The organism is Xenorhabdus budapestensis (assembly GCF_017743015.1).
GTDB classification, from domain to species: domain Bacteria; phylum Pseudomonadota; class Gammaproteobacteria; order Enterobacterales; family Enterobacteriaceae; genus Xenorhabdus; species Xenorhabdus budapestensis.
This window is the reverse complement of sequence record NZ_CP072455.1, coordinates 1,292,686-1,314,708: the sequence shown is the minus strand read 5'-3', so window position 1 is coordinate 1,314,708 and position 22,023 is coordinate 1,292,686. Positions and strand designations below refer to the sequence as shown.

At 45.0% G+C, this 22,023-nt stretch carries 24 protein-coding genes; 18 read left to right on the top strand and 6 right to left on the bottom strand.

Annotated features, from left to right (window positions below):
* Positions 1-17: 17 nt before the first annotated feature.
* The 12 genes from HGO23_RS06055 (at position 18) to HGO23_RS06000 (ending at position 9,411) form a co-directional block, all read left to right on the top strand.
* Positions 18-167, top strand: coding sequence for a DUF6889 family protein (locus tag HGO23_RS06055; RefSeq protein ID WP_209028292.1), 150 nt, complete (start codon positions 18-20; stop codon positions 165-167).
* Positions 154-2,370 (top strand): lytic transglycosylase catalytic, encoded by a 2,217-nt coding sequence (locus HGO23_RS06050; protein WP_209028291.1) that lies wholly within the window; start codon positions 154-156, stop codon positions 2,368-2,370. The genes HGO23_RS06055 and HGO23_RS06050 overlap by 14 nt, the downstream gene beginning before the upstream one ends.
* On the top strand, positions 2,370-3,011 hold the full coding sequence (locus HGO23_RS06045; protein ID WP_209028290.1) for a phage baseplate protein: 642 nt from the start codon (positions 2,370-2,372) through the stop codon (positions 3,009-3,011). The genes HGO23_RS06050 and HGO23_RS06045 overlap by 1 nt, the downstream gene beginning before the upstream one ends.
* A complete protein-coding gene (locus HGO23_RS06040; RefSeq protein WP_209028289.1) occupies positions 3,008-3,310 on the top strand; it encodes a phage baseplate plug family protein in 303 nt (100 codons plus the stop codon). Before HGO23_RS06045 ends, HGO23_RS06040 begins: the two co-directional genes overlap by 4 nt.
* Before the next feature lie 14 nt (positions 3,311-3,324).
* Complete coding sequence (locus HGO23_RS06035) at positions 3,325-3,768, top strand: hypothetical protein (RefSeq protein WP_209028288.1); 444 nt, start codon at positions 3,325-3,327, stop codon at positions 3,766-3,768.
* Between the two features lie 114 nt (positions 3,769-3,882).
* Entirely contained in the window at positions 3,883-4,833 is a 951-nt protein-coding gene (locus tag HGO23_RS06030; protein WP_209028287.1) for a phage protein, read from the top strand.
* The gene (locus tag HGO23_RS06025; protein ID WP_209028286.1) at positions 4,830-5,585 is read left to right on the top strand and encodes a Gp138 family membrane-puncturing spike protein; all 756 of its coding nucleotides are present in this window, start codon (positions 4,830-4,832) and stop codon (positions 5,583-5,585) included. Before HGO23_RS06030 ends, HGO23_RS06025 begins: the two co-directional genes overlap by 4 nt.
* A complete protein-coding gene (locus HGO23_RS06020) occupies positions 5,585-5,932 on the top strand; it encodes a contractile injection system sheath initiator (RefSeq protein ID WP_209028285.1) in 348 nt (115 codons plus the stop codon). The genes HGO23_RS06025 and HGO23_RS06020 overlap by 1 nt, the downstream gene beginning before the upstream one ends.
* 3 nt (positions 5,933-5,935) lie before the next feature.
* A complete protein-coding gene (locus HGO23_RS06015) occupies positions 5,936-7,123 on the top strand; it encodes a baseplate J/gp47 family protein (protein ID WP_209028284.1) in 1,188 nt (395 codons plus the stop codon).
* A complete protein-coding gene (locus tag HGO23_RS06010; RefSeq protein WP_209028283.1) occupies positions 7,120-7,770 on the top strand; it encodes a DUF2612 domain-containing protein in 651 nt (216 codons plus the stop codon). Before HGO23_RS06015 ends, HGO23_RS06010 begins: the two co-directional genes overlap by 4 nt.
* A 7-nt stretch (positions 7,771-7,777) precedes the next feature.
* Complete coding sequence (locus HGO23_RS06005) at positions 7,778-8,959, top strand: gp53-like domain-containing protein (protein WP_244967905.1); 1,182 nt, start codon at positions 7,778-7,780, stop codon at positions 8,957-8,959.
* 2 nt (positions 8,960-8,961) lie between these two features.
* The gene (locus tag HGO23_RS06000; protein WP_244967904.1) at positions 8,962-9,411 is read left to right on the top strand and encodes a tail fiber assembly protein; all 450 of its coding nucleotides are present in this window, start codon (positions 8,962-8,964) and stop codon (positions 9,409-9,411) included.
* Between the two features lie 48 nt (positions 9,412-9,459).
* Here HGO23_RS06000 and HGO23_RS05995 read toward each other — a convergent pair whose 3' ends face one another.
* Together HGO23_RS05995 and HGO23_RS05990 are read right to left on the bottom strand one after the other, a co-directional pair.
* Positions 9,460-10,491 carry a hypothetical protein gene (locus tag HGO23_RS05995; RefSeq protein WP_209028281.1) on the bottom strand — a complete coding sequence of 344 codons (1,032 nt, stop codon included), beginning with the start codon at positions 10,489-10,491 and terminating at the stop codon, positions 9,460-9,462.
* A gap of 1,077 nt (positions 10,492-11,568) precedes the next feature.
* Positions 11,569-12,663, bottom strand: a complete 1,095-nt coding sequence (locus HGO23_RS05990) for a tyrosine-type recombinase/integrase (RefSeq protein WP_209028280.1) — start codon at positions 12,661-12,663, stop codon at positions 11,569-11,571.
* Positions 12,664-12,894: 231 nt separating this feature from the next.
* Here HGO23_RS05990 and srmB point away from each other — a divergent pair, with 231 nt between their 5' ends.
* Positions 12,895-14,235 (top strand): ATP-dependent RNA helicase SrmB, encoded by a 1,341-nt coding sequence (gene srmB / locus HGO23_RS05985; protein ID WP_209028715.1) that lies wholly within the window; start codon positions 12,895-12,897, stop codon positions 14,233-14,235.
* A gap of 81 nt (positions 14,236-14,316) precedes the next feature.
* On the opposite strand, the gene HGO23_RS05980 is transcribed toward srmB, so the two are convergent.
* Positions 14,317-15,519 carry a Tle-like phospholipase domain-containing protein gene (locus HGO23_RS05980; protein WP_209028279.1) on the bottom strand — a complete coding sequence of 401 codons (1,203 nt, stop codon included), beginning with the start codon at positions 15,517-15,519 and terminating at the stop codon, positions 14,317-14,319.
* Positions 15,520-15,868: 349 nt separating this feature from the next.
* Here HGO23_RS05980 and ung point away from each other — a divergent pair, with 349 nt between their 5' ends.
* A complete protein-coding gene (ung, locus tag HGO23_RS05975; protein WP_099137234.1) occupies positions 15,869-16,549 on the top strand; it encodes a uracil-DNA glycosylase in 681 nt (226 codons plus the stop codon).
* A gap of 64 nt (positions 16,550-16,613) precedes the next feature.
* On the opposite strand, the gene grpE is transcribed toward ung, so the two are convergent.
* Positions 16,614-17,195 (bottom strand): nucleotide exchange factor GrpE, encoded by a 582-nt coding sequence (grpE, locus tag HGO23_RS05970; RefSeq protein WP_209028278.1) that lies wholly within the window; start codon positions 17,193-17,195, stop codon positions 16,614-16,616.
* Positions 17,196-17,319: 124 nt separating this feature from the next.
* Between grpE and nadK the strand changes: the two genes are divergently transcribed.
* The 3 genes from nadK (at position 17,320) to bamE (ending at position 20,568) form a co-directional block, all read left to right on the top strand.
* Complete coding sequence (nadK, locus tag HGO23_RS05965; protein WP_209028714.1) at positions 17,320-18,198, top strand: NAD(+) kinase; 879 nt, start codon at positions 17,320-17,322, stop codon at positions 18,196-18,198.
* A gap of 150 nt (positions 18,199-18,348) precedes the next feature.
* Positions 18,349-20,022 (top strand): DNA repair protein RecN, encoded by a 1,674-nt coding sequence (gene recN / locus HGO23_RS05960; RefSeq protein WP_209028277.1) that lies wholly within the window; start codon positions 18,349-18,351, stop codon positions 20,020-20,022.
* A gap of 201 nt (positions 20,023-20,223) precedes the next feature.
* Positions 20,224-20,568 carry an outer membrane protein assembly factor BamE gene (gene bamE / locus HGO23_RS05955; protein WP_209028276.1) on the top strand — a complete coding sequence of 115 codons (345 nt, stop codon included), beginning with the start codon at positions 20,224-20,226 and terminating at the stop codon, positions 20,566-20,568.
* Between the two features lie 60 nt (positions 20,569-20,628).
* Here bamE and HGO23_RS05950 read toward each other — a convergent pair whose 3' ends face one another.
* The gene (locus HGO23_RS05950; RefSeq protein WP_099137229.1) at positions 20,629-20,922 is read right to left on the bottom strand and encodes an RnfH family protein; all 294 of its coding nucleotides are present in this window, start codon (positions 20,920-20,922) and stop codon (positions 20,629-20,631) included.
* Positions 20,915-21,349: a type II toxin-antitoxin system RatA family toxin gene (locus HGO23_RS05945; RefSeq protein ID WP_099137228.1), complete on the bottom strand. Its 435-nt coding sequence runs from the start codon at positions 21,347-21,349 to the stop codon at positions 20,915-20,917. Before HGO23_RS05945 ends, HGO23_RS05950 begins: the two co-directional genes overlap by 8 nt.
* Positions 21,350-21,505: 156 nt before the next feature.
* On the opposite strand from HGO23_RS05945, the gene smpB reads away from it, so the two are divergent.
* Complete coding sequence (smpB, locus tag HGO23_RS05940) at positions 21,506-21,988, top strand: SsrA-binding protein SmpB (protein WP_099137227.1); 483 nt, start codon at positions 21,506-21,508, stop codon at positions 21,986-21,988.
* The last annotated feature ends 35 nt before the right edge of the window (positions 21,989-22,023 follow it).

Sequence of the window (22,023 nt, the reverse complement as noted above, 5' to 3'; positions counted from 1 at the left end):
ACGGGCGCTATTATCTGATGCGTCCGGTTCGCCACGGCATGTGTACTTTTCAGTCATTAAAGAACGGGGATATCGATCTGGCCGATATCGCCCTGATGAATGATGCGCTGGATGTAGACGCAGAAAACGAGGCCCTGATAGCACGGTGGAGAGATGAGCAACACTAACGCAGAAGTAATTAAAGAGTTTTTGATATCGCTGGGCTTCAAGATAGATAAAGCCGGTGAGAAAAAATTCAGTGCGGTGATCGCCGGTGTCACCGCCAACGTTTTAAAATTCGGCGCAGTGGTGGAAGGCGCGGCACTGGCGGTGGCGGGCTTTACGGCTCAGGTGGCCAGTGATCTGGATAAACTCTACTGGCAGGCCCAACGCACAGGGGGTGCGGCTGAACAAATCAAGGCGTTTGGGTATGCTGTTACACAGGCGGGCGGCAGTGTCGAGGGGCTGAATTCGTCACTGGAGAATGTGGCCCGATTTTTAAGGAACAATCCCGGCGGGGAAGGCTTCCTGCGTAATATGGGGATCCAGACCCGTGACACTAACGGACAGCTCAGGGACACCGCCTCTTTGGTTGCGTTGGTCGGTGAACGGCTGTCCGGGATGCCGTCGTACCGGGCCAATCAATACGCCAGTATGCTGGGTATTGATGAGAATACCCTGCTCGCCATGCGCCGGGGGATGGGCGGCTATGTGGCGGATTACCGTCAAATCATGCGCAAGATGGGGTTCGACCCGGCGGCGGCAGCGAAACATGCCAACGATTTTATGACTCAGTTTTATCGGCTGAAATCAGTCATGGGGATGGGTAAGAATAAAATCGGCGGTGAACTTGCCCGGACACTGACACCGAGTGTGGAGAAGTTCACCAAACTCATACTGGACAAGTGGCCCGCCATTGAAAAAGTCATTATGTCGGTGGTGGATGCCATTCTCACCATGTCTGATATTCTGGGGCAAATGGTTTATCGTGGGGCGCAAGGTATACAGGACTTAATCGGCTGGTGGCAACGGCTGGACGATGAAAGTAAAACACTGATTAAAGCATTCGGGGCAATAGCTGTCGCCTGGTGGGCGCTTAACAAGGGATTCCTGACCTCACCGATTGGTATTATCACAGCCCTGCTGGCGGCCCTGTTCCTGTTGTATGACGATTACAAGACCTGGCAGGAAGGCGGCAAAAGCCTGATTGACTGGAGCAAATGGGAAGGCACACTAAAGCAAATTGGCGAAGGCATTAAGCAAATCAAAGACTGGGTGCTGCAAATCAAGGATGCGGTCGGCGGTTGGGAGAAAGTCTTCTGGGGATTTGCGTTGTTTCTTGGTGGGAAGTGGTTGAAGAAGATTTTAGGGGCATTGGGTGCGTTCTCTGATGCTGCGGGTAAAGTGAAGTTACCATCGCCTGCCACATCTAATGCATTATCCGCAATGGATGGATTGAGCCTCGCAGGAAAAGCCTCGTTTTTTGGGCTGAACATAGCCGCAGATCGTGATGAGTTTCTGAAGAAACTCAATCAAGAGGCCGCAGAAAAAGGCGTCGATCCGAAAACGTTGTTCATGCAAAAAATGGAAGAACGCAAGGCAAATGAAAAGCCTTTTCTAACGTGGGGTGATGTTGGCGGATGGTTTTCAGATTTATTTTCTGGTGGGGACAAACAGGCAAGCGGAAAAACCCTCACGCGGGGCGAACGTAACAATAACCCCTTAAATATGAACTTTGCTAAACAAAAAAATGCCACTCTTGAAGGCGGCAAAGGTGCCCGGTTCGCTAAATTTGACACGGTATACAATGGACTGGAGCGCACGGCGTGGCAATTGCGGCGATATTTTGACGGGATGACAGACGGTGTTAAACGCCAGACTGTTGAAGCGATTGTGAAGAAGTGGGCGCCAAGAGAAGATGGCAACGACACCGAAGGCTATATCACTCGTGTTGCTAAAGCATTAGGAGTTGGTCGTTCAGATAGGCTGAATCTAAAAAATCATCATGTCATGTATACACTGATGAACGCCATGAGCAAAGAAGAGATAGGAAAATCGCTTCCTTATTCTAAACAACTGGTTATGGCGGCAATCACCGGTGCACCAGATCCAACACAAGCCTTAGCCAAGAACAGTGGTTTTAACCTTGATCCCCGAATGTTTGAGAACGCCATGCCGAATATCCAAAACATGCTGAGTTACAGCAGTTACACACCGGAATATCTGCGAGCAGCAGAATCACTGGCACAGAACCAAACGACGATTGCCCCCGTTTACAATATTCATGTCACCGGAGTTCAGTCACCGTATGAAGCGGCAGCGTTAACTGGCGAAACGGTACAACGCAGCAACGCCATACTGGTACGCAATCTGCAAACGAAGGTGGGCTGATGGATATTTTATCAATGTTATTTTCTCAGGGGACGAGAAAAATCGGAATGATAGTGCCGAATGTGGTGATATCGGAAAAGCATCAGGATACTTCTGAAATTACTGAGCACCCGGTACAACGTGGGGCGGCTATCAGTGACCATGCGTATGACAAGCCGTCAGAGGTCACAATGGAATTAGGCTTTGCTGGTGGCGGTTCACTGATTGATATCTTTGATCTGGGGTCGGCGGCATCGTTAGGGTCAAGCCCCAAAGCCGTCTATCAACAGTTGCTGGCACTGAAAGCCTCAAAGCAACCATTCAATGTCACCACAGGGAAGCGCCAGTATAAGAATATGCTGATCCGCGCAATAGAAGTGACTACGGACAAAACCTCTGAAAACGTCTTGATGGTCACGTTGACCTTGCGTGAAGTAATTATTGTTGAAACGAAAAAGGAATACGGGGTTACCGTACCACCGGAACGAATGAAAGACCCGCTTTCTACAGGCCCTGTTGCTGACAAAGGGACTAAGACGCCAGTCGTACCGAAACAGAAAGAGAGCATGGCAGTTAAACTTGATAAAAGTACAGGCGGTGGCGGGCAATGGTTTAAAGATAAGTTCGAAAAACTGGGCGACTGGCTGGGAGGGAATAAATGAATCTTGTTGAGATACCTTTACGCGCTGAAAATCAACAATTTGATATCCAGCTAGGCAGTATCAATTACCGGATGCGGTTACAGTGGCGGGATTGCGCCGGATGGGTGTTAGATGTTATGCACCCAAATAGCGAACCGATAGTATCAGGTATTCCCTTAGTTTTCGGCGTGGATATTCTGGAGCAGCATCGGTACTTAGGGTTTAACGGAAAGTTGGTTTTTTATTGTTCTGATCCAGAAAGTGAGACAAACAGGGAAGAGTTAGGTAAAAATAATAGGCTATACTTTATCTCAAATTGAAGTTGTGGTGGATTATGAAAAAACTGATTACTTTGTTATTAATCCCTTTTGTCAGCGTAGCTATTCCTGAGTTTAGCGGAGTGTATCGAGATGACAATTTTAACATTCTTGCCTATGATGGTTCTTATTTATGCAAAATTCGTCCCGCACCTAAAAAATTAACAGGCTGGAACCCGGATATTTTTTCCCCTATAGGTGAAGCAAGGCTTGTCACTGAAACTAACGGTGACACTAAGTTTTTATATATAAACTTAGGCAACGGCAAGGAGATATCAAGAGTTGAAACATACGCATTCGAGAAGGGATCTGCTAGTACTATGTATCTAGGTATGTCGAAAAATAGCATATATACATATTTTATTGTTAGTGATTACGGGACTATTACTCACATTGAGGAACAGGACGTCACAGAAGGTGCCCTAGCACTTACAGATTGCACCTTAGTAAGAAAATATTAATAAAAACCCTATAACGGGCTTATTTTGCAACGCACCAACAAAAGATTGTAGTGATATGAAAATATCTTCTTTATATGCCGCCTAGTGCGGTTTTTTCTTTTATACGAGGTCAACATGTCAAAACAATGGCTTCGCGAGTGCAAGCTGATTGTAGCGGATGAGCAAGGGGAAGGCATTAACCTCTCTGAGCTGAAAATCAAGTTCAATATCACCCGGCCTTCTTTTGCATACCCGGCAACCGGTATCTTCAAAATCTATAACCTGAACGACGAGACACGGAGCAAGATCCGCAAGAACGAGTACAAGATTATTCAGTTCTCAGCCGGGTATAAAAACAACTCAGGCCAGATATTTTCCGGGCAAATCCAGTACACCTACACGGGGCGCGACAGCCCGACTGATACCTATGTGGTGATACAGGCGGGGGACGGTGACCAGGCGTATAACGATGCCAAGGTCAATATCACGATATCGGCGGGCTACACACAGCAAGATGTGGACAGGCTACTGATGCGGGATATTGAAAAGTACGGCATAACTTTTGGGATACGCCCGGAATTTCAGTTGAACGTAGCGCCACGGGGTAAGGTCTTTTTCGGTATGCACCGCGACGAAATGAATATTTTCGCCAAACAGAATAATGCCGAATGGCGTTATGAAGACGGTCAGTGTCACATTATCCCGAAGAAAGTCTATCTCACGGAGGCAGTGGTCTTGTCCTCCAGTACCGGATTAATTGGCATGCCGGAACAGACGATAGGCGCAGGTATCAATGTGAAATGCCTGATTAATCCGAAGATCCGCCCCGGCACTTTAATCCGGTTGGAAAAAGGCTCGATTAATGAAACGGGGTTATCGACCGGCGCTATCGCCCAACAAGAGAGCTATAAGGGTTCGCTAGAACAGCCCGCACCGATAGATCCCGAAGGGGATTACGTAGTGATTAACGTCAGCTATTTCGGTGATACCCGTGAGAAGATGTACTACATGGAGCTGATTTGCGTGGCGAAATCTGACCAGACCCTTATGTCCCAGGCTGCACTAGCAACGGATACCCGACAATGATCACTAACTTTGAACGTCTTAACCAGCCTGAAACACCGTTCCTGATGATGCAGGAGTCAATCAGTTCAGGTCTTTATGTTTCCATGCCGTGTATTATCCAGTCGTTTAATGCCGACGCAGTGACCGTTACCGCACAACCCGCGATACGCTGGAAAGTGACCGACAGTGAAGGGAGAACCGAATCCGTGGCTTTACCGTTGCTGGTGGATATCCCGGTAATATTCCCCCGTGGTGGCGGAGTCACACTGACGTTTCCCGTTCAGCCGGGGGATGAATGTCTGGTGGTGTTTGCTGACCGCTGCATTGATTACTGGTGGCAGAACGGCGGCGTACAAGAGCCGGTAGACCCACGTCAGCATCACCTGTCTGATGGTTTTGCCATCGTTGGCCCGCAGTCACAGGCGCGGAAGATTGGCGGTATCAGCACCCAAAATGCTCAACTGCGTACCGATGATGGCGCGGCGTTTATTGAGCTGAACCCCGGTAACCATAACATCACTGTCAAGACTCCGGGGAAACTGACTGCTACAGCAGATAAAGACACGGAGATCACGTCCCCGACAATTGTGTTGAATGGTCATGTGATCATTAACGGCAATCTGTCACAGGGCATGGGGTCAAATGGCGGTGAAGCGACGATGAACGGCCCGGTGAGAGTCAGGAACGATGTTACCGCAGGCGGTATCAGCCTGATGAATCACACACACGGCGGGGTTAAGACAGGCGGGGGTTCCACAGGAGGGCCGCAGTAATGCGATACCGGCGAGAAGATATTGACGGTGATTACAGCTTCGGGCAGGGCGATAACACGTTTCTGATTGATTCCCCGGACGCCGTCGCACAGGCTGTTAAGACCCGGCTGAATTTATGGCGCGGGGACTGGTTTTTAGATATGGAAGAAGGTACACCTTACCGGGAAGCCGTGCTGGAGAAAAACTACACCAGTGTGATGGCACTGCGTGAACGCATTCTGGACACTGAGGGCGTGACGGAAATTATTACCCTGGATGCCATACGTCACCCCGCTACCCGGAAAATCACCATTACAGCCACGCTTAACACCCGTTACGGCAGAACCACAGTAACCAGCGAGCGGTAACTTATGCTTAATTTCGATACGTTAGGGCTTGCGGCCAGAATTACCGCGAGCGGCGTTGTTGCGCCCGATTACCCAACCATACTGGCGCGTCTGACAGACTATTTTCGCCAGATTTACGGCGAAGACGCGTATCTTGAGCCAGACAGTAAGGACGGGCAACAGATTGTTATTTACGCGATGGGGATACACGACGCGAACAATACATTTATTGCCATTTATAATTCATTCAGTCCCGCAACAGCGACAGGCGCGGCACTCTCAAACAATGTCGCGATTAATGGCATGTCGCGGCACAGTTCAACCCAATCGACCTGTGATGTGGAACTTGTCGGTCAGGTCGGTACGGTCATTAAAAATGGTATGGTGCGTGACGTGCAGGGCTATTCATGGCGATTACCCGATATGGTCACTGTGGGTACTCACGGCACAGTCACGGTCACCGCGACCTGCCAAACGCAGGGATCGATTACCGCCGCCATTGGGGACATTGCTGAGATAGGGACACCCACACGGGGCTGGCAAAGCGTGATCAATCATTCCGTGGCGACACCCGGCCGTACCATTGAGACGGATACAGCGCTGCGGATACGCCAGCGTAAATCGGTGGCGCTGCCCTCACGTACAGTATTGGATGGCATGTTAGGGGCGATTGGCCTGATACCCGGTGTTTCCCGCTTAAGGGGCTTTGAAAATGACACCGGGCAGACTAATGAGTACGGCATACCCGGTCACTCTATCGCTATTATTGTGGATGGCGGGGATGCAACGACGATTGCTAAGACTATGGCCTTGAAGAAAACGCCAGGCGGTGGCACATTCGGGGACACGGTGATTAAAGTGGCTGACCGTCACCAAATCCCTCACCCGATACGCTTTTCCCGTCCGGTAGATGTGGCTATTTTTATTGAAATTCATCTCACACCTTTTGACGGTTATACCACACTGGTAGGTGACCGGATTAAAACGGCCGTAGCCGATCACGTTAACGCCATACACATAGGGGACAGTGTTTATCTGACCAAGCTGTTTACGCCTGCTAACTTACCCGGTGATGAAGAAGGTAAGACCTATGACATTACGGACATCAAAATCGGGCGCACGGCGGAAAGCGCGGTCACTGGTAACCTGAAAACCCGGTTTAATGAGGCCGTGACCTGTCAGCCGGAAAGTATCAAACTGGTGGTCACATGAGAGATTACGTAAAACTCATCACCCCGCAACACCGCGATTCGCCTAAATTCGTCGCCCACGTTGATCTCATCACCCGCCTGTTGTCAGACGTTGCCCAGGCTACCCTGCAACTTAATGAAGCGTTCTCGCTGGACAAGGCTATCGGTGTACAACTGGATGCGGTCGGGGAATGGATAGGCCTGTCGCGCTATGTGAAGATCCCGATTGTCGGCGTGTATTTTGCACTGGATACCGAGGCCGTGGGATTAGACCAGGGAAGCTGGAAACGGAAATATGACAGTGACAGCGGTTTTACTGAACTGGATGACGAAACTTACCGCACCTTGCTACGGGTGAAAATTGAAGCCAATCACTGGGACGGCTCCAGTGAAATACTGGAACAGATTTATCAGCGGATATTACCGGACAGCAAAACCACGCTGTTTTTCGTGGATAACCAGAACATGACGATGGATGTGTTTATGACCGGGGGTGTTATCCCGGAAGTCATTAAAGCCGTTATCCGGCAGGGTTATCTGAATATCAAGCCGGAAGCGGTACGCGTAAACAATTACATTAATTCAGCCCATTGCGGGCTGTTTGGTTTTGACATTCAACATGACGTGGTTGCCGGTTTTGATACCGGTGGCTGGGCGGTCAGACTATGAGGGGATTATGGCAAAAAATGAATTTCTGCCTTTTGGCATTGCAGACGGGGCAAACGTCTTAACCAACGACGAATACAGCAAACTGGCTGCCCGTACTAACGGATTCAGTTCTGGTGTAGCAAAATCACAAGAACTGAATAAGGTCTGGCGGCAAAGCGCCGTCATCGCTACCGTGGTGGCGCAGTTTATCGCGGAAACGACAGGCAAGGATGTATTGGATGATGGCAATTTACAGACATTACAGGCCGGATTGCTCAATGCATTAAGAACTACAGTCAGCGCCAATGTACCCGCTGCTTCGATCACCACAGCCGGCATTACGAAGTTGAGTAATGCCACAGATAGCCACGCCGAGAATATGGCGGCGACACCCAAAGCGGTACAACAAGTCTCTACTGCTGCAAATCAGGCACTGAAAGAAGCCGGAAATGCGCTCACCAATGCAAACACAGCAAATCAAAATGCCACCCATGCCAACGACAACGCCAACCGCCGCCTCGACAAAGCGCAGAACGGGGCGGATATCAAGGATAAAGCAGCGTTCATTAACAACCTCGGTTTAGCGAAAACCGTCGAACTGGCACAAAACGCCTTGTCCAAGCAAGCAAATGGCGCGGATATCCCGGACAAGAATACGTTCATTAACAATCTTGGGCTGCGGGATACGGTGGACAGGGCGCATCATTCACTGGATCGCCGTACCGGAGGAGAAGTGAATGGTGATATTTCATCTCAGGGAAATCTTTCAGTTCAGAAGGATATTTCAGCAAAGGGGAAAATGAGTGCTGATGACGGTTTTTTGGCAGGGACTGCGACACTGACTCCGTGGGGAGATATTCGTGGAACCCAGTGGGGGAATGGGTGGCTGAGTCACTGGTTGAATGACAGGCTTGCCGAAAAACCGTCAGCTAAATTTATGGAGGACAGTCAGGGTTGGTGGCTGGACCCTACAACAGGTATCATTCTTCAATGGGGAAAGCTTGCTCCGAGTGGCAGGAATTTTAATTTTCCACGGGCGTTTCCTGTTGAATGTTTTCACGTATTTGTAACAAATAATACCTCGCAGGGGTCTAGTATAGATAACGCATTTGGGTATCCGGTGAATAATCATCAATTTTATGCATCAACAAAATCTGTAGATGGGAATGACAGCGGACATCCAGTGGCATGGTGGGCAATTGGGAGGTAATAATGGGTATTGAAAAAATAAAACCCGAATTCAACAGAGATTATGATTATTTTTACAGCGCCTCAGCATCGGGCTTTGTTTACCGGCCGTATTCAGAACCCGGTGACTATCCTGATGACCTCAAACCTGTCAGTGATGAGTTGCACAACCATCTGTTTAAAGGACAGGCAAACGGGAAGCAGATTGTGGCTGATGATAATGGTTTACCCATGTTGGCAGACCCGCCTCCACCGACACCGGAGGAACTACAGCAACAGGCCGAATCAGAGAAGCGTTATCGTATGTCACAGGCTACCAATGCGATAGCCCCGTTACAGGACGCTGTTGAACTTGACATGGCGACCGACGAAGAAAAAAGCGCACTCCTTGCCTGGAAAAAATACCGCGTCCTGCTCAACCGGGTCGACTGTTCCACTGCCCCCGATATCGCATGGCCGGAACCGCCGAAGTGAGGAGGGAGTGACAGGTACAAAAAAGCCCTCGCGAGGAGGGCTGGAAATTTAATTGCTTAGTTCAATAGACGTGAATTGACTGACTGTTATCTTTCCGTTTTCTTTTACTTCAAGATATCTTATTTTCACCTCATCTCTCGTTGTCAGGGATGAAGATAAAGCTAACAACTCATTAGGTAAAATAGTAGCCTCGGTTGTCTTAAGGGTTAATGTTTCCCCAGTTGATGAATTTATTGCTGATATACTCAAATCCTGATTAGCGGCACCACTCCAGTTTAATCCATTTATAAAGAAAGCCGCAGTCTTATCATCTCTCACCCTGTCTATCCTTTGTCGAATGTTCATCGCGTTTAACTCTGCTCTGTTGATTATGCGAGAGCCGAGCTCCACTTGTTGAACGGAGTCATCTGCGGATAGTTTTTTAACTAATCTAGCCTTTCCTTCTTCGCCGCGAAGTAAGATCTCTTTGCTTTCTTTTGTTTGTCCATGAATTAGAGCATCAACGATAACTTTTTGCCCATTAACAACAGATTGAGTGGCTGCATTAACCAAATCTACTTTTGTTGTATTATCATGTCGTTGAGTTTCGTAATACTCACTTAACCAATGCCAGCCTACGGTGCTGGCACAAGTGGTCAAGGCCACAACCATGCCAAGAGCTTGTATACCATTCATTTTTTTCACCGCATTGTTTAAGAATCTTATGGCTCCATTGATTATTCGATCTGCTTGTCCTCTGGCTCGACTTGAACCCTCGGCTACATAGTAAACTATATCTAGAGCTTTTTTATCAGATTCAGTTAAATTTGTCAGATTGGATGTGCTATACCTGAATACTGCAAAGGCTCTATAAATCTCTTCAGTTAAATCAGCCATTCCAAATAACATGGACGCTGTCAGCGACGATTTGTATCGTTGAGGCTCGCCTTGAACAACAATATTTAATGTAGGCCAACCTATAAATTCGATATCTGGGAATACAAATTCATCTGATTCTATATTTTCAACAGATAACATATTTCTGACGAAAGAAATGAAGTCAGATTCAGATGAAATAATTATTTTCTCGCTTGTTTCCATTAAATTTCCGATTTTAAAATTCACTATACTTTCGTGTTAATTTAATAACATCGATATATTATTTCTCGTGGTTTATATCGTTCATTTGTTACCATGTGGCGCACCACACTACATCACTTCCGCTAATAATTTGATCAGAAATTGCTTAATCTGTGACATGGGGTGAGAGCTAATTTATAGGGCCGCAACAAAAAGCGCATTCGTTAATTTAATGTTAATAAAATGTTATCATCTGGCGACTCGGAGCCGCTGCTTCCCAATCCCTTGATCCCCTTAATTTCCGGCTCTGTGACATAATCACGTAAAATCAATGCATTACATAAAGGTGAGAATTATCCCATTTTTAACTATTTGATATTATTGGATTAATTTCATTGTCGAGAATTAATAAAAATAAATCACTTAGATAAAGGTGGGATTTTTCACCTTTTAACTTCTGCATGGTGCAGGCACGCTTCTGTTTCAAGCGGAGCGATTAGATACCGTTCACTGCCGTCATTTGAAATCGCAGCAGTGTACTTGTTTAACTTTATTCTGGGGAAATTAACTATAGGGATTCCTCCAGTTTAAGGAGTCCTATTGTCGAGGTCATTATCTCAGTGACCTCGAAGAATACCGTGGTCCTCACTTTGGCTGGTCACTCAGCGAAACTTTTCGCTCAGTTCCAATCGGACAAATTTTGGGTTGATCACGCCAATTGGGATTTGAAAGCCCTTTTAAGTGGGAATGCCTACTTTGACGATAACTCATTGATATTAAATCAAGCTGCAAATATGCAGTCTGCTTGTATTTTAACCACCAGACTTATTGTCGGTTGGTTACCTCGTTGCATAGAGCAAGAACTGCCCCTCTTTAAGAGGTTCAGTTTGAGTACCGACAATATTGAAAGGAATATCGATATCCTCTGTGAGCCAAAGTGACGGCCTCGGATAAATCAATGGGTTAATCAACTGTAACGGAAATCGTTATAGTTGCCGCAAGGTGTGATATCCCATCTAGGGTATTGTGATTTCCGCAATACCTTTTATTTGTGCAGGTATCCCATAGGTTAAAGGGTAGATTTCTGCCCTATAGTGATTATTCTTCTTTCTGCTGCATTAGCTTGTTGAATTTTTCATGCAGAGATTGTGGGTACAGTTCCGTATACACCTGCCATAATACATTCAGTGAACGATGGCCTGTCACCTGCGCGACTTCTTCAATTGAGAAACCAGCTTCAAACAAACGACTCGCTCCCTCTCTGCGTAAGTCGTGATAGCGGAGGTCTTCAATGCCTAGCTCAACGCATGCCTTATGAAAAGCCTTGGATATACTTCTTGTATTGTAGGGAAATATCAGCCCACTATCAGATTTAGGTTGTCTTTGAACAATATCCCACGCTTCCCCTAGTAAAGGGACAAGCATGTGATTACCTGTTTTCTTCCTAGGGTCTTTCCTGTCCCTCACAAGCACTGCCCTCTGCTTTTCATCAATATCATCCCATCTGATTCTGCACACCTCCCCAATGCGCATGCAGGAAAGTATCGAGAAGTTCAATAAATCCTCGTAAGGAATATTGCTTGTCCAGTGACTCCCTTTTCTGCGTAGTACTTCCATTACTCTCTCTAGCTCCTCGCGATCCGGTCTTCTGCTGCGCCGTTGGCTTTTGCTGATTAGACCCATCCGGGTTAAGACTGAACGGGATTCATGTGCGGGGTTTAAAGTGTAGTCTATATCATAGACAGGCTTGGCTGATTTTAGGACTGATGACAAATAGACGACATCATGATTGATCGTAGCAGGAGTCGTTCCTGTAGAATGTCGTTGCTTACAGTGCTCAATAATGTGACTAACTGAAAGCTCTATCAGAGTTAATTTTGCCAATTTAGTATTTAATAATGCATTTAATACATTTTTCTTATCCCTTCCTGCCTTGCCCCCTAGATTTGGGTCATTGATATATTTATACAGCAGATCACCGACTGTTAAATCTTCGGTATCATTCCGTGTGGGGACTCCTTTTTGTTCTAGCTCAGCCACCCGCGTAGCACCCCATGTTTTGGCGTGGGATTGTTTTCCGAATGTACGATTTTCCCTGTAAATATATTTACCGCCAGATTTAACACCAACGGTGCAGCGGTAACGGATAGTGCCATCTGCGCGAGGGCGCTTTTCTATGCTATAGTAGGCCATCTTTGGTGCTCTCTCCTGTTAAGGTTCCCATAACATTAAAGGGGTGCTATGAGGGGTGCCGATAATTCAAAAATAGCCTAAAACAACCCAAAATGCACAAAAATCAACAAAAATAGTAACTCAGGAAATTCAGCATAATAGCGAGCTATGGCGGGAGTCTGGTGCGTTATTTGGGTATTTTCTTTTTCCGTTTTACCGATTTATAATCGGCGACCCAAACAGAGGTATATGATGACTGCGACAAACTTTTCCGAATTCGAACTTGATGAATGCCTGCTTGATGCGTTGAATGATAAAGGCTATGAAATTCCGACAGCAATTCAGGTAGCTGCTATTCCTGCGGCTATGGATGGGCGTGATGTACTAGGCTCTGCGCCGACAGGTACAGGCAAAACAGCGGCCTATCTGCTGCCAACTCTACAACATTTACTGGACTTTCCACGTAAAAAGTCAGGGCCACCACGTATTTTGATCCTAACACCAACCCGTGAATTAGCCATGCAGGTTGCAGAACAGGCTAAAGAGCTGGCTGCCCACACTAATTTGGATGTTGCCACTATTACTGGTGGTGTTGCCTATATGAACCATGCAGAAGTGTTCAGTGAGAATCAGGACATCGTTGTCGCAACCACTGGACGCCTGCTGCAATATATCAAAGAAGAGAACTTTGACTGCCGTGCGGTAGAAACCCTAATTCTTGATGAAGCGGATCGCATGCTGGATATGGGATTTGCCAATGATGTTGAAACTATTGCCGGAGAAACGCGCTGGCGCAAACAAACACTGTTATTCTCCGCAACACTTGAAGGTGAAGCTATTCGTGATTTTGCGAAACGCCTGCTGACAGATCCTATCGAAATTGACGCAGAACCTTCCCGCCGTGAACGTAAGAAAATCCAGCAATTCTATTATCGTGCTGATAATCTGGAACATAAAATAGCCTTATTATGTCATCTCCTGAAACAATCTGATGTTACAAAGTCGATTGTCTTTGTACGCAAACGGGAGCGTGTTCGCGAATTAGTGGATTGGCTGCATCAGGCAGGTATTCAGTCCTGCTTCCTTGAAGGTGAAATGGTACAGGCCAAACGAACCGAAGCAGTAAAACGTCTGAATGATGGCAGAGTCAAGGTGTTGGTCGCAACTGACGTTGCTTCCCGTGGATTAGATATTGAAAACATCAGTCACGTTTTTAACTTTGACCTGCCGCGTACTGCTGATGTTTACCTGCACCGGATTGGCCGTACAGCCCGCGCAGGTCGTAAAGGAACCGCAATTGCGCTGATTGAGTCTCATGATCATTTATTGCTTGGAAAAATCAGTCGCTATCTCAACGAGCCTCTGAAAATGCGGGTTGTAGATGAACTTCGTCCGCAAACCAAAGCACCGAGTGAAAAGAAAAGCCATAAGCCATCCAAAAAAGTGCTGGAAAAACGTAAAGAAAAGAAAAAAGCAGAAGAAGCGAAGAAAAAACAGGGGAAAGTACGCCATCGTGACAGCAAAAACATCGGAAAACGCCGCGCTCCTTCAGGTAACCCCAGACCAGAATCGACAGAATCTACTCAAGATTAAATGTTTTCACGATTGATCATGGTAATAAGCGGGCTAATTGCCCGCTTTTTCATTGATAACAGACAAGAAAATGGCAGCATATCATGTTAGATACATACTTGAATGAGTATGAGTTGAATAATATTGCTTAACCTTTTGTGCATTTAATTCCTGCTGCGAATCAAATTGACAACAAGGTTCATCAAACAAAGCATTGAGTTCGTTTTCATTCATATCCACTGCCCATGTTTGCAATGACAACTTTTCGTGATAATGAACGACATTATCATTTATATCATCACTCCTGGCAGCCATCATCACACTTTCCTTGCTATCCCCTTTACCCTGCCAGGGCTTATGAATAACCAGTAATTCCTGTATAGCTTCCAAAAAATGAGCTTTGAATGAATGTAACGCATAACTGTAGTTCACAATTGAATCGATTATATTGTCTTCTGGTTCGTATTCATTCTCAAGCAAAATCTGGTTTCCCATTGGCTGAGGAAGTGGCAACCTTTTTTGTAAATTATGCAACCAATCATTCTCAACAACATAATTCCGGATTAACCCCTTCTCTGCCATTTCACGAGCTACTTCTGGTGACCATCCCATTCGTTTCAAAGTCCAATCTGAAACACCGGCAGAATTAAAGATAACAGCAGGCTTTCCTGTTGTCAGAGCAGCCATTGATGCCAGCCCACCTCCCATTGAATGACCGGTAAAAATTACATTCTCACCAAATGCCTTTAATGCTGCCTGTGCCAACTCTGCCGCCTGATTATATTGTTCTTCATTGTACCCAAGCCCCTGACGAATACTTGCCATAAAATCCTTTATTTCGTTCGAGCCTGCAAATGACACAATATATAGTCCCTTATTACGATAGATCCCTGCCTGAAATCCCGTTGAACTGTCATCCAGAATATCAGGATCAATACCCGCCTTTATGAGCTCATCATCCGGCACGCGCACATAGTCACCAATGCCGAGACTATTTCTGCGGTATGCATCACGGGTAACCTGCACCAACGAATAGTCGATAAATTTTGAATCTTTTCCTGCAATATCATTAGCCTTTAATTCAGGCGTTGCCATAACTTTAGTTTGAGAAGCACTGACCAATGATTGGTAAAGTGAATCAGTTTGTTTCGTATTTTCTGAAAATGAAGTTATTGGTAAGGAAAGGTGTTCACTTTTGTCTGGAAGTTTTCTGCCGGAAGATGGTGACTGAAGAGTTTCCTGATTTCCCAGTACAGGAGAGAGCCCTAACTGACTAAAAAAATTAGTATTTATTGTCAAAGTCATAAGATACCCCTACCTATTTTAAGTTAGACATAACAGACTGACCTAAATCTTCTTATCGGCAGAATTTTTAACAGTTTTATATCAAATTTAATCTTTGATTAACAATATAAAGTAATTACCCTATATGGCACTTAGTAAACAGAAGTAATAATTCAATGCCAGATTAATGAGATCTAAAAAAGTTGAACAGACAAGAACTACAATTTACTCGCTCGTAAGCTTACAATAAATCCATAAAACAGCATTTTCTTCTATCAATTCGCTTAAGTTTAACCACAGAGGGTTCCCCTGCGCTAAGGGAATCGGTAAGCTTAAGCCCATCTGATAATCATATAAAACGGGATCCGCTATGTCCGCACCTCTTACATGGCACGATGTCATCGGCAATGAAAAGACACAGTCCTATTTCGTTGATACATTGGCTTATGTCGCCAATGAACGTAAAGCAGGCAAAACCATCTATCCACCACAGCAGGATGTTTTTAATGCATTTCGCTATACCGAACTGGCTGATGTAAAAGTGGTGATTTTGGGGCAAGACCCTTATCATGGCCCGAATCAAGCGCATGGACTGGCTTTTTCAGTACAGCCGGGTATTCCTGCACCACCTTCTCTCGTCAATATGTACAAAGAACTGGAATCTGACATTGCAGGGTTTCACCATCCCAATCATGGCTGCCTGCTTAGTTGGGCAAAACAGGGGGTATTACTGCTTAATACCGTGCTGACGGTTGAACGAGGCAATGCCCACTCCCATGCTAATCTGGGTTGGGAAACATTTACTGATAAGGTAATTGCAGCAATCAATGAACACCGAAGCGGTGTTATTTTCCTGCTTTGGGGTTCTCACGCTCAGAAAAAAGGCCGTATTATTGATACCCGATGCCACCATGTCCTGAAAGCACCACATCCTTCCCCTTTATCAGCACACCGTGGTTTCTTAGGTTGCAAACACTTTTCCCAAGCTAACCAGTTGCTTGAAGCTCAAGGATTGACTTCAATTGATTGGAATCCAGTATTGCCTGAATAACCGTCTCATGCCTACAAAAATGCCGCCTCTGTCGGCGGCATTGCAATCATGGAATCCGTATCTCTTACTTAGAAACGGCAACCATAGCAGGACGCAGCAGACGTCCATTCAGGGTATAACCTTTCTGCATTACCAACATTACCTGATTGGGTACATGTTGATCAGATTCCATCATAGTCATCGCCTGATGTACTTCTGGATTGAAAGGAACATTAATATCACTGACAACTTCAATGCCAAATTTACCCACTGCATCAATAAATGATTTCAGTGTCAGTTCAATACCTTCAATCATTGGTACCAAAGTCTCATTGGTACGATCTGCCACTTCCAAAGCACGTTCCAGATTATCTATCACCGGCAGAAGCTCATTGGCAAATCTTTCCAATGCGAATTTATGCGCCTTTTCTACATCCTGCTCAGCACGACGGCGAATATTATCCACTTCAGCACGAGCGCGCAAAATCGCATCACGTTCACGAGACTGAGCCTGTTTCAGTTCCTCTTCCAACTCGGCAACACGCGGGTCAACAACATTTTCAGTCTCTGTCGCGTCTGCCTTTTCTGCATCTTTTTGTTGCTCAAATACATTCTCTGTATTTTCTGAGACTTGCTCGTCAGGTACTTTTTGGTCTTTACTACTCATGAATATCTCCGCGTATTTTGTATTATTTTCGCTACTCCCGCTTATTATGGGGATCAAAACGAGGGATTCAAGGGAACACATCATATTGTGAGGGCAAAACCATATGCTGCAGGAAATAACAGCAATAAATAATGAATTCAAATGCATCGGTATTGTCGGTCGGCCACGTCATCCTGAAGCACTAGCTACCCATGAAATACTGTATCACTGGCTGGTATCTAAAGGTTACTGTGTAATTGTGGACAGGCAAGTTGCAAAAGATATTAACTTACAAGGCGCTCAAACCGGAGGACTGACCGAAATTGGCAAAATGGCCGATTTGGTGATTGTTGTTGGTGGTGATGGCAATATGCTGGGAGCGGCCAGAGTATTGGCACGTTATGATATAAAAGTCATTGGTATTAACCGTGGTAATTTAGGCTTTCTGACGGATCTAGATCCTGATAATGCCCTGCAACAACTTTCTGAAGTCCTCAATGGAGAATATCGGGATGAAAAACGCTTTCTACTGGAAGCACAAGTCACGAAAAAAGGCCAGAAACCACGGCACAGTACAGCACTAAATGAAGTCGTCCTGCATCCCGGAAAAGTTGCCCATATGATTGATTTCGAAGTTTATATTGATGAGCGATTTGCATTTTCTCAACGTTCAGATGGCTTAATCATAGCAACACCTACCGGCTCTACAGCCTACTCTCTGTCAGCCGGTGGGCCAATTCTGACGCCGAATCTGGATGCTATTGTGTTGGTTCCCATGTTTCCACACACACTTTCTGCTCGTCCTCTTGTCATCAGTAGCGGAAGTAGAATTCGTCTGAAATTTACCCAAAACAGCAGTGATTACGAAGTCAGTTGCGATAGCCAGATTGTCTTACCAATCCAAGATGGTGAAGAAGTTATTATTAAACGCAGCGAATATAACCTGCATTTAATCCACCCGAAAGATTACAACTACTTCAACACATTAAGCACTAAATTAGGCTGGTCGAAAAAAATGTTCTAAAAACGTAGTTTTCCTACTTTACTGTATAAAAAACCAGTTTATACTGTATGAAAAAACAGACATGTTTTTATACACAGGAACATGGATTTATATCATGAATTTATACATAGAAACATGGTTTTAAATATAGGAAAAGGTAGGAGGAGCACGATGTTGTCTCAATTGACCATCAGTAATTTTGCCATTGTTCGCGAACTTGAAATTGATTTTCGTTCAGGAATGACAACTATCACAGGAGAAACCGGGGCAGGTAAATCAATTGCAATTGATGCACTGGGTTTATGCCTCGGTAATCGTGGCGAAGCGAATATGGTTCGTGCTGGTGTTCCACGTACTGACATTTGTGCCCGCTTTTTGCTGTCTGATGCTCCTTCTGCCCGTAAGTGGCTGGAAACTTATCAACTCGATGGTAGTTTTGATGATGATAATGAGTGCCTGCTACGGCGTACTATCACGGCAGACGGACGTTCCCGTGGTTTTATCAATGGTACTGCGGTTCCCCTTTCCCAACTACGTGAATTAGGTTCACACCTGATTCAAATCCACGGGCAACATGCTCATCAGTTGCTTTTAGAAAATCGTCACCAAAGACATTTACTGGACACCTATGCCGGCGAATTTGTGTTGCAAAATGAAATGAAGCAGGCATATCAGCAATGGAGACAAAGCTGTCAGGCACTTGCCCAATTCCAACAACAAGCACTTGAGCGTCGCTCTCGACAACAATTGCTGGAATATCACCTGAAAGAGCTGAATGAACTTGCGCCTCAAGCTGGTGAATATCAAGAGCAGGACAGCGAATATAAACGCCTGGCAAATTGCGGTCAGTTTTTGTCCGCCAGCCAAAATACTCTCCAGATATTAAGTGACAATGATGAACAAAATATCGTTAGTCTTCTCAGTTACGCACGAAATGAACTGACTGATCTTGCCAGTATGGATCACAAACTCAGTGGATTACTCAACATGCTGGAAGAAGCTGCTATCCAAATCAGCGAAGTCAGTGATGAACTGCGTCATTACAGTGATCAACTGGAATTAGATCCTAACCGCCTATTTGAATTAGAACAAAAAATATCGCAACAAATCAGTATCGCGCGTAAACATTATGTTTCCCCAGAAGAACTACCGACTCTACACCAGCAGCTTCTGGAAGAACAACACCAACTTTCACAGCAAGAAGATGATTGTGCTCATCTCAGTGAACTTGTTAGCTTACACTATCAACAAGCACTCAACGTTGCAGAAAAACTGCATCAGGTCCGCCAACAGTATGCCCTTGAATTAAGCCAGCTTATCACCAACAGTATGCACCAGCTTTCCATGCCTCATGGACGTTTCACCATTGATGTTATGTTCGAGCCTGAACATTTAAATATTGATGGAGCCAGCAAGGTGGAGTTTAACGTTACAACTAACCCCGGGCAGCCCCATCAAGCACTGGCCAAAGTAGCTTCAGGTGGTGAACTTTCTCGTATTGCTCTGGCTATTCAGGTTATTACCGCTAAAAAAACGGAAACTCCTGCATTAATCTTCGACGAAGTTGATGTTGGTATCAGTGGCCCAACAGCAATGATTGTAGGCAGGCTTCTCCGTGAATTAGGCGAATCAACCCAAGTTATGTGTGTTACACATTTACCGCAAGTTGCAGGATGTGGTCATCAACACTTTTACGTCAGCAAACAAACTGATGGAGAAGAAACAGAAACCCGAATGCAGCTATTGGATAAAAAATCCCGGCTTCAAGAACTTGCCCGTCTCTTGGCAGGTAGTGCAGTAACAAAAAACACGTTGGCTAATGCAAAAGAACTATTAGAAGCATAAATTAAATACTCTATGGACTTCAAGATACAGTCAACAAAGCTGCAACTTGAATGACAACCTGTATACAACTTTTTTGTATACTTGAAGTCATATATTTTACAGATTTTAAAATTAAAGATATAGGTAAATGGCATAGAGGTTTTCAAACTCTATAATGTTTATTATCATCAACGGCCTGACTCCTAAAGGAATGTAATTACTATGCGCTGTAAATTGTTGACTGCCGCTACTGTATCGTTGGTTATGCTAACTGCGGGTTGCTCTATGTTTGAGCGAGTTGTTTATCGTCCTGATATTAATCAAGGGAATTATCTGACACCGGCTGCGGTATCAAAAATTCATAAAGGGATGACCCAACAGCAAGTTACTTTCACTTTGGGAACACCAATGCTGACAGACCCATTTGGGAACCAAACCTGGTACTATGTCTTCCGTCAGCAGCCCGGCCACACGAAAGTAAAACAAGAGACACTGACACTCATTTTTGATAGCAATGGTGTTTTAACTGGTATCAAAAATGAAAAAACTTTGCCTCAAAATGGGTAAAATGTGAGATTTTATTTATGCGCCAGATAGTTATTTGGCGCATAAATATCAAATAGATATTTACTGAGCACTATTTTTAGCTCGTTCTGCTCGTTTACGACGCATTTCTTTTGGATCAGCAATAAGGGGACGATAAATTTCTACACGATCCCCTTCTTCCAACGTATCTGTTAATTTAGCTGGACGGCTATAAATACCGATTTTATTCTTAGCCAAATCGATATCACTCCGAAAGGCCAAAAGACCCGATTCCACAATTGCCTGTTCGACAGTTGCTCCTTCAGGTAGTTTTACCTTACGCAGATATTGTCGTTCGGGTAAAGCATAAACGACTTCGATATTGATATCAGGCACTATAAACCTCTCGTGCACGTTGGGTAAAAGCCTGAACCATATTACCGGTTAGTTCTTTAAAAACCTTACCGAAAGCCAATTCAATCAACTTATTGGTAAATTCAAAATCGAGATGTAACTCAATCTTGCAGGCATCCTCACTAAGTGGTGTAAAATGCCATCCGCCCATTAATTTGCGAAAGGGGCCATCAACCAACTGCATACTGATACTTTTATTGTCAAATAACGTATTCCGCGTCACAAACGTCTTACTAATCCCCGCTTTGGAGACATCGACAGAAGCCGTCATCTCATTATCACTGCTACTTATGACACGGCTACCCACGCATCCCGGCAAAAAAGCCGGATAAGATTTCACATCATTGACCAATTTATACATTTGTTCCACGCTGTAAGGAACTAACGCAGAGCGACTAATCTGTGGCATATCATTTCCTGTAAAACGTAACAGCGCCGAATAGTATCATTTTAATGTGGTTAAATAAAAACCTGACAACATCTAGAGCAATAATGTGCACTTATCGCTAAATATCATGCAGAATAGATTTCTTTCATTAACGCTTACAGTATAATACAACGCATTATGACAAAGAAAAAAGCACACAAACCCGGTTCGGCAACTATTGCCATGAATAAGCGAGCCCGCCACGAATACTTCATTGAAGAAGAATTCGAAGCCGGTTTATCGCTACAAGGTTGGGAAGTTAAATCGCTGCGCGCTGGTAAAGCAAACATCAGTGAGAGTTATGTTTTGCTCAAAGATGGTGATGCTTATCTTTTTGGAGCCACGATCACGCCATTGAATGTCGCCTCTTCCCATGTGGTCTGTGATCCTACACGGTCACGTAGACTATTACTTAACAAACGCGAACTTGATTCCTTGTATGGCCGAATTAATCGTGAAGGTTATACCATCGTTGCCCTTTCCCTTTATTGGAAAAACGCTTGGTGCAAAATCAAAATTGGCGTTGCAAAAGGTAAAAAAGCGCACGATAAACGTTCAGACATTAAAGAACGTGAGTGGAAATTAGACAAAGCACGAATTATGAAGAATGCAGGGCGTTAATCACTAGCATTATTCCCCAATATTCTGATATACTT